This is a genomic window from Streptomyces sp. NPDC058650 (genome assembly GCF_042717315.1).
GTDB lineage: Bacteria > Actinomycetota > Actinomycetes > Streptomycetales > Streptomycetaceae > Streptomyces.
In genome coordinates, this window is the sequence record NZ_JBHXRL010000002.1 from 345,296 (window position 1) to 358,438 (window position 13,143).

15 protein-coding genes are annotated in these 13,143 nt (G+C 71.9%); 10 read left to right on the plus strand and 5 right to left on the minus strand.

Going from position 1 to position 13,143, the window contains the following annotated elements; all coding sequences use genetic code 11:
• Positions 1-23: 23 nt before the first annotated feature.
• Positions 24-251 (plus strand): hypothetical protein, encoded by a 228-nt coding sequence (locus ACFWWU_RS05300; RefSeq protein WP_030325570.1) that lies wholly within the window; start codon positions 24-26, stop codon positions 249-251.
• A 143-nt stretch (positions 252-394) separates the two neighbouring features.
• Positions 395-1,105, plus strand: a complete 711-nt coding sequence (locus tag ACFWWU_RS05305) for an HU family DNA-binding protein (RefSeq protein WP_384139201.1) — start codon at positions 395-397, stop codon at positions 1,103-1,105.
• 84 nt (positions 1,106-1,189) lie between these two features.
• On the opposite strand, the gene ACFWWU_RS05310 is transcribed toward ACFWWU_RS05305, so the two are convergent.
• On the minus strand, positions 1,190-1,399 hold the full coding sequence (locus ACFWWU_RS05310; RefSeq protein ID WP_150265720.1) for a hypothetical protein: 210 nt from the start codon (positions 1,397-1,399) through the stop codon (positions 1,190-1,192).
• 10 nt (positions 1,400-1,409) lie between these two features.
• Positions 1,410-2,057, minus strand: a complete 648-nt coding sequence (cofC, locus tag ACFWWU_RS05315; protein ID WP_384139204.1) for a 2-phospho-L-lactate guanylyltransferase — start codon at positions 2,055-2,057, stop codon at positions 1,410-1,412.
• Positions 2,058-2,183: 126 nt separating this feature from the next.
• Here cofC and ACFWWU_RS05320 point away from each other — a divergent pair, with 126 nt between their 5' ends.
• The 3 genes from ACFWWU_RS05320 to ACFWWU_RS05330 all read left to right on the plus strand — a co-directional run bounded on the left by ACFWWU_RS05320 (position 2,184) and on the right by ACFWWU_RS05330 (position 5,198).
• Positions 2,184-2,936 carry a lysophospholipid acyltransferase family protein gene (locus tag ACFWWU_RS05320; RefSeq protein ID WP_384139207.1) on the plus strand — a complete coding sequence of 251 codons (753 nt, stop codon included), beginning with the start codon at positions 2,184-2,186 and terminating at the stop codon, positions 2,934-2,936.
• Positions 2,933-3,934, plus strand: a complete 1,002-nt coding sequence (locus ACFWWU_RS05325) for an NAD(P)H-dependent glycerol-3-phosphate dehydrogenase (protein ID WP_079039181.1) — start codon at positions 2,933-2,935, stop codon at positions 3,932-3,934. The genes ACFWWU_RS05320 and ACFWWU_RS05325 overlap by 4 nt, the downstream gene beginning before the upstream one ends.
• A 124-nt stretch (positions 3,935-4,058) precedes the next feature.
• The gene (locus ACFWWU_RS05330; protein ID WP_384139210.1) at positions 4,059-5,198 is read left to right on the plus strand and encodes a D-alanine--D-alanine ligase family protein; all 1,140 of its coding nucleotides are present in this window, start codon (positions 4,059-4,061) and stop codon (positions 5,196-5,198) included.
• A gap of 77 nt (positions 5,199-5,275) precedes the next feature.
• On the opposite strand, the gene ACFWWU_RS05335 is transcribed toward ACFWWU_RS05330, so the two are convergent.
• Together ACFWWU_RS05335 and ACFWWU_RS05340 are read right to left on the minus strand one after the other, a co-directional pair.
• A complete protein-coding gene (locus tag ACFWWU_RS05335; protein ID WP_384139213.1) occupies positions 5,276-5,773 on the minus strand; it encodes a DUF3515 domain-containing protein in 498 nt (165 codons plus the stop codon).
• Between the two features lie 20 nt (positions 5,774-5,793).
• The gene (locus ACFWWU_RS05340) at positions 5,794-6,027 is read right to left on the minus strand and encodes an Lrp/AsnC family transcriptional regulator (RefSeq protein ID WP_015036438.1); all 234 of its coding nucleotides are present in this window, start codon (positions 6,025-6,027) and stop codon (positions 5,794-5,796) included.
• A 233-nt stretch (positions 6,028-6,260) separates the two neighbouring features.
• Between ACFWWU_RS05340 and ACFWWU_RS05345 the strand changes: the two genes are divergently transcribed.
• Positions 6,261-7,223, plus strand: coding sequence for a thiamine-phosphate kinase (locus tag ACFWWU_RS05345; RefSeq protein ID WP_317599510.1), 963 nt, complete (start codon positions 6,261-6,263; stop codon positions 7,221-7,223).
• Positions 7,220-8,038: a bifunctional hydroxymethylpyrimidine kinase/phosphomethylpyrimidine kinase gene (gene thiD, locus ACFWWU_RS05350; RefSeq protein WP_384139217.1), complete on the plus strand. Its 819-nt coding sequence runs from the start codon at positions 7,220-7,222 to the stop codon at positions 8,036-8,038. Before ACFWWU_RS05345 ends, thiD begins: the two co-directional genes overlap by 4 nt.
• A gap of 135 nt (positions 8,039-8,173) precedes the next feature.
• Here the strand turns inward: thiD and rpmB are convergent, their stop codons facing one another.
• Positions 8,174-8,359, minus strand: a complete 186-nt coding sequence (rpmB, locus tag ACFWWU_RS05355) for a 50S ribosomal protein L28 (RefSeq protein ID WP_003957616.1) — start codon at positions 8,357-8,359, stop codon at positions 8,174-8,176.
• A 143-nt stretch (positions 8,360-8,502) separates the two neighbouring features.
• Here rpmB and ACFWWU_RS05360 point away from each other — a divergent pair, with 143 nt between their 5' ends.
• The 3 genes from ACFWWU_RS05360 to rsmD all read left to right on the plus strand — a co-directional run bounded on the left by ACFWWU_RS05360 (position 8,503) and on the right by rsmD (position 13,127).
• Positions 8,503-10,224 (plus strand): DAK2 domain-containing protein, encoded by a 1,722-nt coding sequence (locus tag ACFWWU_RS05360; protein ID WP_384139220.1) that lies wholly within the window; start codon positions 8,503-8,505, stop codon positions 10,222-10,224.
• 40 nt (positions 10,225-10,264) lie between these two features.
• A complete protein-coding gene (gene recG, locus ACFWWU_RS05365) occupies positions 10,265-12,475 on the plus strand; it encodes an ATP-dependent DNA helicase RecG (protein WP_384139223.1) in 2,211 nt (736 codons plus the stop codon).
• Positions 12,476-12,542: 67 nt separating this feature from the next.
• On the plus strand, positions 12,543-13,127 hold the full coding sequence (gene rsmD / locus ACFWWU_RS05370; protein ID WP_384139226.1) for a 16S rRNA (guanine(966)-N(2))-methyltransferase RsmD: 585 nt from the start codon (positions 12,543-12,545) through the stop codon (positions 13,125-13,127).
• Positions 13,128-13,143 lie beyond the last annotated feature (16 nt).

Sequence of the window (13,143 nt, forward strand, 5' to 3'; positions counted from 1 at the left end):
GCCCTAGATGGCACAATCGGTGCATGGAACGCGACAGCCAACTCGAGCTATACGAGTCAGTCGCCGCCCGATTGAAGGAAGCGCACACAAGAGTGCGCTCACTGCAAGTCCCGGAGGGCGTAAGGATGGCGCTGTCCCGGAAGCTGCTGGTCGTGACGGCCGCGGCGAAGCACGATCTCAAGGACGCGGCAACGCGTCTGGACCGGTTGATGAAGGACCTCGACGAGGGCCGATTCCCAGAGGACGACTGACACCAGGAACTCCGCGGCGGGTCTTTTGCGTTGCGGCACTAGGGTGATTAGCCCGTTTCGTGTTTGATTTGCGGTATATACATGCCTAACGTGCGAAAAAGCTTGAACACTTTCGTTCTGGCAATGTCTCCGAAGGGGAAGACGTGAACAAGGCGCAGCTCGTAGAAGCGATTGCCGACAAGATGGGCGGTCGCCAGCAGGCCGCCGAAGCCGTCGACCACGTGCTCGACGCCATCGTGCGTGCCGTGGTCGGGGGCGACCGGGTCTCGGTCACGGGCTTCGGCTCGTTCGAGAAGGTCGACCGTCCGGCCCGCTACGCCCGCAACCCGCAGACGGGCGAGCGCGTCCGGGTCAAGAAGACCTCGGTTCCGCGCTTCCGCGCGGGTCAGGGCTTCAAGGACCTGGTCAGCGGCTCGAAGAAGCTCCCCAAGGGTGGCGAGGTCTCCGTCAAGAAGGCCCCCAAGGGCAGCCTCACCGGTGGTGCCGCCTCCGCGACCGTGAAGAAGGCCGCGGCGAAGAAGGCCACCACCGCCAAGAAGGCCGCCGCGAAGAAGGCGACCCCGGCGAAGAAGGCCACGACGGCCGCCGCGAAGAAGGCGACCCCGGCCAAGAAGACCACCACGACCGCCACGGCGAAGAAGACCACCGCGGCGGCGAAGAAGGCCTCCACGGCGGCGAAGAAGACCACGACCGCCGCCGCGAAGAAGACCACCACGACCGCGGCGAAGAAGACCGTCAAGGCCACGGCCAAGAAGACCGCGCCGGCCGCGAAGAAGGCCACGGCGACGAAGGCGCCCGCGAAGAAGACCACGGCGCGCAAGACGACCGCCAAGAAGGCCGCCGCCAAGAAGTAGGACGAGCGGTACCACCCGCCGGGCCGGGCTCCCCACCAAGGAGCCCGGCCCGCGGCGCGTTCGGACGGGGGAGAGGAGGACCGCTCAGAAGGTCTGGAGCGTCACCAGCGTGATCCGCAGGCCGGCCCCCGACGTCCCCGGCTCCGCCTCGATCCGCACCCGCTGCCCCGGCCGCAGCAGCCGCAGCCCGCCCGCGTCGAAGGCCTCCGCCCCGAACTCCACCGGGGTGCCGTCGTCGAGCAGCACACTTCCGCTGCGGGTCTCGGAGTCGTACGTGAACGCGGTCGCCTGCATGAACCGCAGCCTATCCGGCCGCCCGCAGCCACTGGGCGGCCGTCCACGGGCCGAGCCCCAGCGCCCCCGCCTCCGCCAGATCCTCGCCGGTGTCCACGTCCCGGCGTACGGAATCCACCCCGGTCAGCCGGATTTCCACCGCACCCGACGACAAATGGCGCAGCCTCGACGCGCCCCCGAATGCCGGTTCCAATTTCACCCCCGGACCCGCCGAGAGGAATGTCGTACCTATTTCGGCGGCATCCGAGAGAAATGCCCTCGGAAATTTCCGGGCGGTGTCCAGGACCCGGGCCAGCTCCGCGGTCCGCAGCGCCGGCAGATCGGCGTTGAGCGCCGCCACCCGCGCCTGCGGCCGCCGCTCCCGTATCGCGCCGACCCCGTGCGCCAGCGCCGCGTTGAGTCCCGCCGCCGGAAGGTCCGGCACGATCCGCGCCCCCAGGGCCGCGAGGGCGGTCCCGGCCGTCGGATCGTCCGTGACGACCACCACATCCCGTACGCGCGCGCAGTTCAGCGCCGCCCCCACCGTGTCCTGGGCGAACGCCAGGGCGAGCCGGGGGCGCAGCAGGGCTCCCGTCGCCGCGGCCAGTCTGCTCTTCGCCAGGGCAAGGGGTTTCAGGGGTAAGACGAGGCACCAGCCGTCGTCCGCGTCACTGTTCATCGGGGCCCATTCTGTCCCGCCCGCGCGGTCCGGCGGGGGCCCCGGGGCGTACCGTGTCCTCGACAGACCAGGAGCATGGGGCGACACTTGACCCCCTGCCAGCCAGTCCCGGAGAAAGGTGTCCGAGTGCCCCGCCGCAGAATCGGCTTCTGGTACCGCCTCGCGGCGGCCATCGCCAAACCCCCCCTGGTGGGTCTGTTCAAGCGGGATTGGCGCGGTATGGAGCACATTCCGGCCGACGGCGGATTCATCACCGTGGTCAACCACAACTCCTATCTGGACCCGCTGTCCTACGCGCATTACCAGTACAACACCGGTCGGGTCCCGCGCCTTCTCGCCAAGGCGGGCCTCTTCAAGAGCCCCTTCGTCGGCATGATGCTGCGCAACACCGGCCAGATCCCCGTCTACCGCGAGACCACCAACGCGCTGGACGCCTTCCGGGCCGCCGTCGACGCGATCGAGCGCGGCGAGTGCGTCGCCTTCTATCCGGAGGGCACCCTGACCCGGGACCCCGACATGTGGCCCATGGCGGGCAAGACCGGCGCCGCCCGCGTCGCGCTCCTCACCAAGGTCCCGGTCATCCCGGTGGCCCAGTGGGGCGCCAACCTCGCGATGCCGCCGTACGCCAAGGGCAAGAAGCTCAGCCTGTTCCCCCGCAAGACGCTGACCGTGCAGGCCGGTCCGCCCGTCGACCTCTCCCGTTTCGACGGCCTGGAGCCGACGCCCGAGGTGCTCCGCGAGGCCACCGAGGTCATCATGGCCGCCATCACCGCGCTCCTGGAGGAGATCCGCGGCGAGAAGGCGCCCGCCGCACCGTACGACCACCGCAAGGCCCGCCTCGAACAGCGGCGCAAGGCCGCCGAGGGAGGCATCAAGTGACCAAGGCAGCCGTCTTCGGCAACGGATCCTGGGGCACCGCGTTCGCCATGGTGCTCGCCGACGCGGGCTGCGAGGTGAGCCTCTGGGGCCGCCGCGCGGAGCTCGCGAAGGAGATCAACGCCACCCGGGTCAACCCCGACTACCTCCCGGGCATCGAACTCCCGAGGGCGATCACGGCCACCGCGGACCCGGCCGAGGCCGCCCACGACGCCGACTTCACGGTCCTCGTCGTCCCCTCGCAGACCCTGCGCGGCAACCTCGCCGCCTGGAAGCCGCTGCTCGCCCCCGACACCGTCCTCGTCTCCCTCATGAAGGGCGTCGAACTCGGCACCGCCGAGCGGATGAGCGAGGTCGTCATGGAGGTCGCGGACGTGCCCGCCGAGCGCGTGGCCGTCCTCACCGGACCCAACCTGGCCCTGGAGATCGCCTCCCGGCAGCCCGCCGCCGCCGTCGTCGCCTGCGTCGACGAGTCGGTCGCGCAGCGGTTCCAGGCGGCCTGCATGACCCCGTACTTCCGCCCGTACACACACACCGACGTCGTCGGCTGCGAGCTCGGCGGCGCGGTCAAGAACGTCATCGGGCTCGCCGTCGGCATCGCCAACGGCATGGGACTCGGCGACAACTCGAAGGCCACGCTCATCACCCGCGGCCTCGCCGAGACCACCCGCCTCGGCCTCGCCATGGGCGCCGACCCGCTCACCTTCTCCGGCCTCGCGGGCCTCGGCGACCTGGTGGCCACCTGCTCCTCGCCGCTTTCCCGGAACAACACCTTCGGCACCAACCTGGGCCGCGGGATGACCCTCCAGGAGACCATCGCGGCCACCAAGCAGACCGCCGAGGGCGTCAAGTCCTGCGAGTCCGTGCTCGATCTGGCCCGCCGCCACGGCGTCGACATGCCGATCACCGAGACCGTCGTCTCGATCGTCCACGAGGGCAAGCCGCCGGTCGTCGCCCTCAAGGAGCTGATGTCCCGCAGCGCGAAGTCCGAGCGCCGCTGACGGACGCGTGACGGACGCGTGTACGTACACGCGCGGGCGCGGCGGCACGGCCGCTGCGCCGGACGCGCGCGGAGGGAGCGGGGCGCTCAGCCGTTCGGTAGCCGCAGGGTACGCTCATCGCGATATGAGCGAGAACACCCAGAGCCCCCGCAAGCCGCGCGTGGCCGTCGTCTTCGGCGGTCGCAGCTCCGAGCACGCCATCTCCGTCGTCACGGCGGGCGCCGTCCTGAGCGCCATCGACCGGGACAAGTACGACGTGCTGCCCATCGGCATCACGACGGACGGGCGCTGGGCGCTCACCGCCGACGCCCCCGAGCGCATGGCCATCGCCGACCGCGCCCTGCCGAACGTCGCCGACCTGGCCGAGTCCGCGGAGGGCGGTGTCGTCCTCTCCGTCGACCCCGCGAACCGCGAGGTCGTCCTCAGCGAGCCCGGCTCCGTCCCGCGTGCCCTCGGCGAGGTCGACGTGGTCTTCCCGATGCTGCACGGCCCGTACGGCGAGGACGGCACCCTCCAGGGCCTCCTGGAGCTCTCCGGCGTCCCCTATGTCGGCGCGGGCGTGCTCGCCTCCGCCGTCGGCCAGGACAAGGAGTACATGAAGCGCGTCTTCGTCTCCTTCGGCCTCCCGGTCGGCCCGTACGAGGTCATCCGGCCGCGCGAGTGGGAGCAGAACCCGGCCGCCGCCCGCAAGAAGATCGTCGAGTTCGCCGCCGACCACGGCTGGCCGCTCTTCGTGAAGCCGGCCCGCGGCGGTTCGTCCATGGGCATCACCAAGGTCGACGACCTCTCCGGCCTGGACGAGGCCATCGAGGAGGCCCGCCGCCACGACCCCAAGATCCTCGTCGAGTCGCTCCTGCGCGGCCGCGAGATCGAGTGCGGCGTCCTGGAGTTCGAGGACGGACCGCGCGCCAGCGTGCCGGCCGAGATCCCGCCGGTCACGGACCATGACTTCTACGACTTCGAGGCCAAGTACATCGACTCGGCCTCCGGCATCGTGCCCGCGCCGATCGGTGACGAGGCCACCGCCGAGATCCAGCGCCTGGCCGTCGCCGCCTACGAGGCCGTCTCCTGCGAGGGCCTGGTCCGCGCCGACTTCTTCCTCACCGAGGACGGCGAGTTCGTCATCAACGAGATCAACACCATGCCGGGCTTCACGCCCATCTCCATGTACCCGCGCATGTGGCAGGAGAGCGGCGTGAGCTACGCCGAGCTCGTCGACCGGCTGATCCAGGCCGCGCTGACCCGCTCCACGGGCCTGCGCTAGCGGGAGCCGGAGCCGGAGCCGGAGCCGGAGCCGAACCGGTCCGGACCCGGACCCCGACCGTGAGATCCGGAGTGCGCCTAGACGCACTCCGGATCAAGGCCGCAGGGGATCGTCTTCTCCACGGGGGCGGCGAGATCCGCGAGCGGTGTGGCGTCGTGCGTGTACCGCTCGTCCAGCGTCACCTCGACGTACGTCTCCCGGTACACCGACGTGAAACGGGGTCCGCTGCCCTCCGGCCGCTCCAGCATCCAGTTCACCCCGTTCGCCTCGACGGCCTGGGAGTTCGGATCGCTCATCTTTTCGGGCCGGGGGACCCCGCAGCGCAGTACGATCGCACCGTCACCCCACCCGGCGGTCAGCTCGGAGCCCGGCTCAGGATCACTCCGTTCAAGACCCGCCACGGTGTCGGGCAGCTCCTTCTCCAGCGCCTGGCAGAGGTCAGCCTCCGCCGCCGGGGGGCGGGGAACCGCCACGGACGCCCCGGCGTCCGTCCAGGAGCAGCCGGTGGCGGCCAGCAGCAGGACGGCTGCCGTGACGGCGGCGGGCAGGCCGAAGGGCCGGTGGGAAGACTTCACCGGCCAAGCGTAGACGGGGGCTACAGATGAACGACCGGGCAGGTGAGGGTGCGCGTGATGCCGTCCACTTGCTGGACCTTGGCGACCACCATGCGGCCCAACTCGTCCACCGTGTCCGCCTGCGCGCGCACGATCACGTCGTAGGGTCCGGTCACGTCTTCGGCCTGGAGCACCCCCGGGATCTTGGAGATGGTGTCGGCGACGGTCGACGCCTTGCCCACCTCGGTCTGGATGAGGATGTACGCCTGTACCACGGAACCTCCAGGGCGACCACGAGGATCTTGTGGGAGAAAGGGACGCCACGGTACCGCGTCGCCGTGGGCCGCGGGGAGACCCACGTGTCCCGGGGCCCTCGCGTTGTGGCGTACGCACGACAGAAGTTGACGGTCTACTTGACGGTACCCAGCACGGTGACGGCCCGCGACCCGCGGCACGCCCAGGCGCGCCCCCGCCCGCCGGCCGGCACGAAGACACGAGGTGAGACGCGGTGAAGGGCACAGTCGGAGAGCTGGGCGAGTTCGGGCTCATCAGAGAGCTCACGTCCCGGCTCACCTCCACCCCGGCGGTACGGATCGGGCCCGGCGACGACGCCGCGGTCGTCTCCGCACCCGACCGGCGCGTGGTGGCCAGCACGGACATCCTCCTCGAAGGACGTCACTTCCGCCGCGACTGGTCGACGGCGTACGACGTCGGCCGGAAGGCCGCCGCGCAGAACCTCGCGGACATCGCCGCCATGGGCGCGGTCCCCACCGCGCTCCTCCTCGGCCTCGTCGTCCCCGCCGAACTGCCCGCCACCTGGCCCGTCGAACTCATGGACGGATTGCGCGACGAATGTCAGGTCGCGGGCGCGGCCGTCGTCGGCGGCGACGTCGTCCGGGGCGACACCATCACCATCGCCATCACCGCCCTCGGCGACCTCCGCAACCACGACCCGGTGACCCGCGGCGGGGCCCAGCCCGGCGACGTCGTCGCCTACACGGGCTGGCTCGGCTGGTCCGCCGCCGGATACGCCGTCCTCTCCCGCGGCTTCCGCTCGCCCCGCGCCTTCGTCGAGGCCCATCGCAGGCCCGAGCCGCCGTACCACGCGGGCCCCGCCGCCGCGGGGCTCGGCGCCACCGCCATGTGCGACGTCAGCGACGGCCTGATCGCCGACCTCGGTCACATCGCCGAGGCCAGCAAGGTCCGCATCGACCTGCGCTCCGGGCTCATCGACATCCCCACCCAGATGAACGACATCGGCCAGGCCGTCGGTGTGGACCCCATGCAGTGGGTGCTCACCGGGGGAGAGGACCACGCCATCGTGGCCACCTTCCCGCCGGACGTGAAGCTCCCCGCCCGCTGGAAGGTCATCGGCGAGGTCCTGAACCCCTCGGCGCTGCCGCAGGTCACCGTGGACGGGGCCCCCTGGCACAGCACGGGCGGCTGGGACCACTTCGGGGAGACGGAGTGACCCCCTTCGGGCAGCCCTCGCTCGCGCCCCCGCTCGTCCTCACCGTCGCCGGATCCGACTCCGGCGGCGGCGCCGGCATCCAGGCCGACCTGAAGACGATGCTCGCGCTCGGCGTCCACGGCATGAGCGTGCTCACCGCCGTCACCGCCCAGAACTCGCGGGGCGTCCAGGGCGCCTGGGAGCTGCCCGAGGAGGCCGTACGGGCCCAGTACCGGGCCGTCGTCGACGACATCGGCGTCCAGGCCGTGAAGACGGGCATGCTGGCGTCCGCCGGGCTCGTCGAGACGGTGGCCGAACTGCTCGCCGGGACGGCGGCGCCCGTGGTCGTGGACCCGGTCGGCGTCTCCAAGCACGGGGACTCGCTGCTCGCCGCCTCGGCCCTGGAATCCGTCCGGACGAAGCTGCTGCCGGTCGCGACCGTCGCCACGCCCAACCTGGACGAGGTGGCGCAGCTCACAGGCGTCCACGTCGTGCACGAGGGCGACATGCGGAGGGCGGCCGGGGCGATCCTGTCGTACGGGGCGGACTGGGCCCTGATCAAGGGCGGGCACCTGCCCACCGGCGAGGAGGCCGTGGACCTGCTCACGGACGGCACCGAGGAGCACTGGCTGCGCGCGCCCCGGCACGACAACCGGCACACGCACGGCACGGGCTGCACGCTCGCCTCGGCGGTGGCCTCGGGGCTCGCCAAGGGTCTGGCGGTGCCGGAGGCGGTACGGCAGGCCAAGGAGTACGTGACCGGGGCCATCGCCGCCGGATTCGCCCTGGGCGCGGGCATCGGCCCGGTCGACCACGGCTGGCGGTTCAGGGCATAGCCGTACACCGGCTCCCGGAAAGGAGTCCGGTACCGCTTCCGGGAAAGATTCCGGGTACGGCAAGAGGCCGGTTCACCTAGGTGAACCGGCCTCTCAAGGCAACCGCAGGGGCTGCGCTACGACGGAACGTCGCGATTAGCGCGAGACCTTGCCGGCCTTGATGCACGAGGTGCAGACGTTGAGCCGCTTCGGCGTCCGACCGACCACGGCACGCACGCGCTGGATGTTCGGGTTCCAGCGACGGGACGTACGGCGGTGCGAGTGCGAAATGTTGTTGCCGAAGCCCGGCCCCTTGCCGCAGACGTCGCAGTTGGCAGCCACGGGTCACTCCAAAGACTTCAGGATTACAGTGAAATCCGGCGCACCGGAATCAGGAGTCTGAAGTGGCTTGCCGGGGGATGGCCCGGTGTGAACCGGGCAACCGAAGCAGCATACAACGCCTGCTTCGGTGGAACGAAACTACCATGGCCTGCGCCGACCTCGCTCCGGGCCCAGGTCACGAGCAGGACACCCCGGGTCTACCCTGCGGTGAGCTCACCGCCGAAGGAGGACCCCCGTTGTCGCGAGCCCTTCAGCCTCCCGAGGAGCTCGTCGAGCTCGACGCCGAAGCGCTCCGGACCTGGTCCGCGCGGGCGCTTGACGCCCTCGGGCGGGAGCGCGAGGAGATCGACGCGATCAACGTCTACCCGGTCGCGGACGGGGACACCGGCACCAACCTGTACCTGACGGCGGAAGCCGCCCACCAGGCCGTCGAAGCCGTCTTCGCCGCCGCCGCACCCGACGCCGCCGAGACCGTACGGGCCATGGCGCACGGGGCCCTGCTCGGCGCCCGCGGCAACTCCGGGACCATCCTCGCCCAGCTGCTGCGCGGCATGGCCGCCGTCCTCGCCGAGGGGCGTGACGGTGATCACCTCGCCCGCGCCCTGGCGGAGGCCGCCGACGCGGCCCGCCGGGCCGTCGCCCACCCCGTCGAGGGCACGATCCTCACGGTGGCCTCCGCCGCCGCACGGGCCTGCGCCGGGGGCGGCGGACTCGCGGAAGTGACCGGAAGCGCCTACGAGGGCGCCAAGACCGCCCTGGCGACCACCAGGGGCCAACTGGACGTCCTCACCCGCGCCGGGGTCGTGGACGCCGGCGGACAGGGCCTGGTCACCGTCCTCGGAGCGCTCGTGGAGACCGTGACCGGCCGGACGCCGGACCGCCCGGAGGCGGCGCCGCACGGCGTGGTCGTGCCGGCCCGGCCCGCCGCGCCCGGGGAATGCGGCACCGAGGACGGACCCGCGTACGAGGTGATCTACCTCCTGGAGGCCGAGGACGCGGCCGTGGACCTGCTGCGGTCCCGCCTCGACGCGCTGGGGGAGTCCCTGGTCGTCGTCGGCGGCGACGGACTGTGGAACGTCCACGTGCACACCGACGACGCGGGAGCCGCCGTCGAGGCCGGCATCGAGGCGGGCCGGCCCCACCGGATCCGCGTCACCCACTTCGCGAGCGCCGTCGCCGAGACGGACGCGCGCGGGGCGCGGGCCCAGCGCGCGGTGGTCGCCGTCGTCCCCGGCGAGGGCCTCGCCGGACTGTGCGCCGAGGCGGGCGCGACCACCGTCCAGACGCGCCCCGGCGAACAGCCCGCCGGGGACGAACTCGTCGACGCGATCCGACGGGCCCACGCCCGCGAGGTCGTCCTCCTGCCCAACGACACCGAACTCCGCCGGACCGCCGCCGCCGCGGCCGAACGGGCCCGGGCGGAGGGCATCCGCGTCGCCCTCATCCCGACCCGGGCCGCCGTCCAGGGCATCGCCGCCCTCGCCGTCCACGAACCGGACCGCCGCTTCGACGAGGACGTCGTCGCCATGACCGCCGCCGCCGGCGCCACCCGCTACGCCGAACTCGCCGTCGCCGAGCGCCAGTCCTTCACCTCGGCCGGCGTCTGCCAGGCCGGCGACATCCTCGGCCTCATCGAGGGCGACGTCGCCGTCATCGGCGAGGACCTCACCGAGACGGCCCGCACGGTCCTCGACCGCATGCTGTCGGCGGGCGGCGAACTCGTCACCCTGATCGTCGCCGACGACACCCCGCCCGACCTGGCCGCCACCCTCGAACGCCACGTCCGCAGCGGCTACCTGGCCGTCGACACGACCACGTACCACGCGGGCGAAGGGGCCCCGCCGCTGCTCATCGGAGTGGAATGACCCGGGTGGAACACCCCGACTGTCGGTGGCGTGGTGTGCAATGGAACGCGTGCCCGCGCTCGACGAACCACTCAAGAAGTCCCTCGGCCCCGCCACCGCCAAGGTCATGGCCGAGGCACTCGACCTGCACACGGTCGGTGACCTGCTCCACCACTACCCCCGCCGGTATGCCGAGCGGGGGGAACTGACCACACTCTCCGACCTGCCGCTCGACGAACACGTCACGGTCGTCGCGCAGGTCGCAGACGCCCGCGTGCTCACCTTCAACGGCTCCAAGGGACGCGGCCAGCGCCTCGAAGTGACCATCACGGACGGCAGCGGCCGCCTCCAACTGGTCTTCTTCGGCAAGGGCGTGCACAAGCCGCACAAGGACCTGCTGCCCGGCACCCGCGCGATGTTCTCCGGCAAGGTCTCGCTCTTCAACCGCCGTCTCCAGCTCGCCCATCCCGCGTACGAACTCCTCCGCGGCGACGGCGACGAGACCACCGCGAGCGCCGACACCGTGGCCGGCTGGGCCGGGGCCCTCATCCCGATCTACCCGGCCACCACCAAACTGGAGTCCTGGAAGATCGCCAAGGCCGTCGACGCCGTCCTGCCCCACGCCGAGGACGCCGCCGACCCCCTGCCGCCAGCCCTGCGCGAGGGCCGCGGCCTCGCCGAGCTGCCCGAAGCCCTGCGGAAGATCCACCGCCCCCGTACCAAGGCGGACGTCGCCGACGCCCGCGACCGGCTCAAGTGGGACGAGGCCTTCGTCCTCCAGGTCGCCCTTGCCCGCCGGCGGCACGCCGACACCCAACTCCCCGCCGTCGCCCGGCGCCCCGTCCCCGGCGCCATCCTCGACGCCTTCGACGCCAAGCTGCCCTTCACCCTCACCGACGGCCAGCGGAAGGTCTCCCGCGAGATCTTCGACGACCTCGCCACCGAACACCCCATGCACCGCCTCCTCCAGGGCGAGGTCGGCTCCGGCAAGACGATGGTGGCCCTGCGCGCCATGCTCGCCGTCGTCGACGCCGGCGGACAGGCCGCGATGCTCGCCCCCACCGAGGTCCTCGCCCAGCAGCACCACCGCTCGATCACCGAGATGATGGGCGAGCTCGCCGAGGGAGGCATGCTCGGCGGCGCCGACCGCGCCACCAAGGTCGTCCTGCTCACCGGCTCCATGGGCACCGCCGCCCGCCGGCAGGCCCTGCTCGACCTCGTCACCGGCGAGGCGGGGATCGTCATCGGCACGCACGCGCTGATCGAGGACAAGGTCCAGTTCCACGACCTCGGCCTGGTCGTCGTCGACGAACAGCACCGCTTCGGCGTCGAACAGCGCGACGCCTTGCGCGGTAAGGGCAAACAACCGCCGCACCTCCTGGTGATGACCGCCACCCCCATCCCGCGCACGGTCGCCATGACCGTCTTCGGCGACCTGGAGACCTCCGTCCTCGACCAGCTGCCCGCCGGACGTTCCCCGATCGCCACCCACGTCGTCCCCGCCGCCGACAAGCCGCACTTCCTCGCGCGCGCCTGGGAGCGGGTGCGCGAGGAGGTCGAGAACGGCCACCAGGCGTACGTCGTCTGCCCCCGGATCGGCGACGAGGAGGACCAGAAGAAGAAGTCCAAAGCGTCCGCCGAGGACGAGGCCGAGAAGCGCCCGCCGCTCGCCGTCCTGGAGGTCGCCGAGAAGCTCCGCACCGGCCCCCTCGCGGGCCTGCGGATCGCCGTCCTGCACGGCCGCATGCACCCCGACGACAAGGACGACGTCATGCGCCGCTTCGCCGCCGGCGAGCTCGACGTCCTCGTCGCCACCACCGTCATCGAGGTCGGCGTCAACGTCCCCAACGCCACCGCCATGGTGATCATGGACGGCGACCGCTTCGGCGTCTCCCAGCTCCACCAGCTCCGCGGCCGCGTCGGCCGCGGATCCGCCCCCGGCCTCTGCCTCCTCGTCACCGAGATGCCCGAGGCCGGCCCCGCCCGGCAGCGCCTCGGCGCCGTCGCCGCCACCCTCGACGGCTTCGAGCTCTCCCGCATCGACCTCGAACAGCGCCGGGAGGGCGACGTCCTCGGCCAGGCCCAGTCGGGCGTCCGCTCCTCCCTGAAGGTGCTCACCGTCATCGACGACGAGGAGGTCATCGCCGCCGCCCGCGAGGAGGCCACCACCCTCGTCCTCGCCGACCCGGACCTCACCGCCCACCCCGGACTGCGCACCGCCCTCGAAGCCCTGCTCGACAAGGACCGGGAGGAATACCTGGAGAAGGGCTGACCCCGGGGCGGCGGCAACCGCCCTAAGCTGTTGCGAACGCAATGGCTTACGGAGAACGAGGACACCGATGACCCGCGTGATCGCCGGCACCGCCGGCGGACGCCGACTTGCCGTGCCCCCCGGCACCGGCACCCGCCCCACCTCCGACCGGGCGCGCGAAGGCCTCTTCTCCACCTGGGAGGCGTTCCTCGGCACCCTCGACGGGACCCGGGTCGCCGACCTGTACGCGGGCTCCGGCGCCGTCGGGCTCGAAGCGCTCTCCCGGGGCGCGGTCCACGCGCTCCTCGTCGAGGCCGAGCCCCGCGCCGCGAAGACGATCCGCGACAACATCAGGACACTCGGCCTGCCCGGCGCCGAGCTGCGGACCGGCAAGGCCGAGCAGATCGTGACGGGACCGGCCCCGGCCGACCCGTACGACCTGGTCTTCCTCGACCCCCCGTACGCCGTCGCGGACGACGATCTTCGCGAGATCCTCCTCACACTCCGCTCGGAAGGCTGGCTCACGGACGATGCCCTCGTCACCGTGGAGCGCAGCACCCGAGGCGGGGAGTTCGGCTGGCCGGCCGGATTCGAGCCACTGCGGGCCCGTCGTTACGGCGAGGGAACGTTTTGGTACGGTCGCGCCGCCTCTACGTGCGAAGACGCACCATGACCGGACCGGAGAGCGA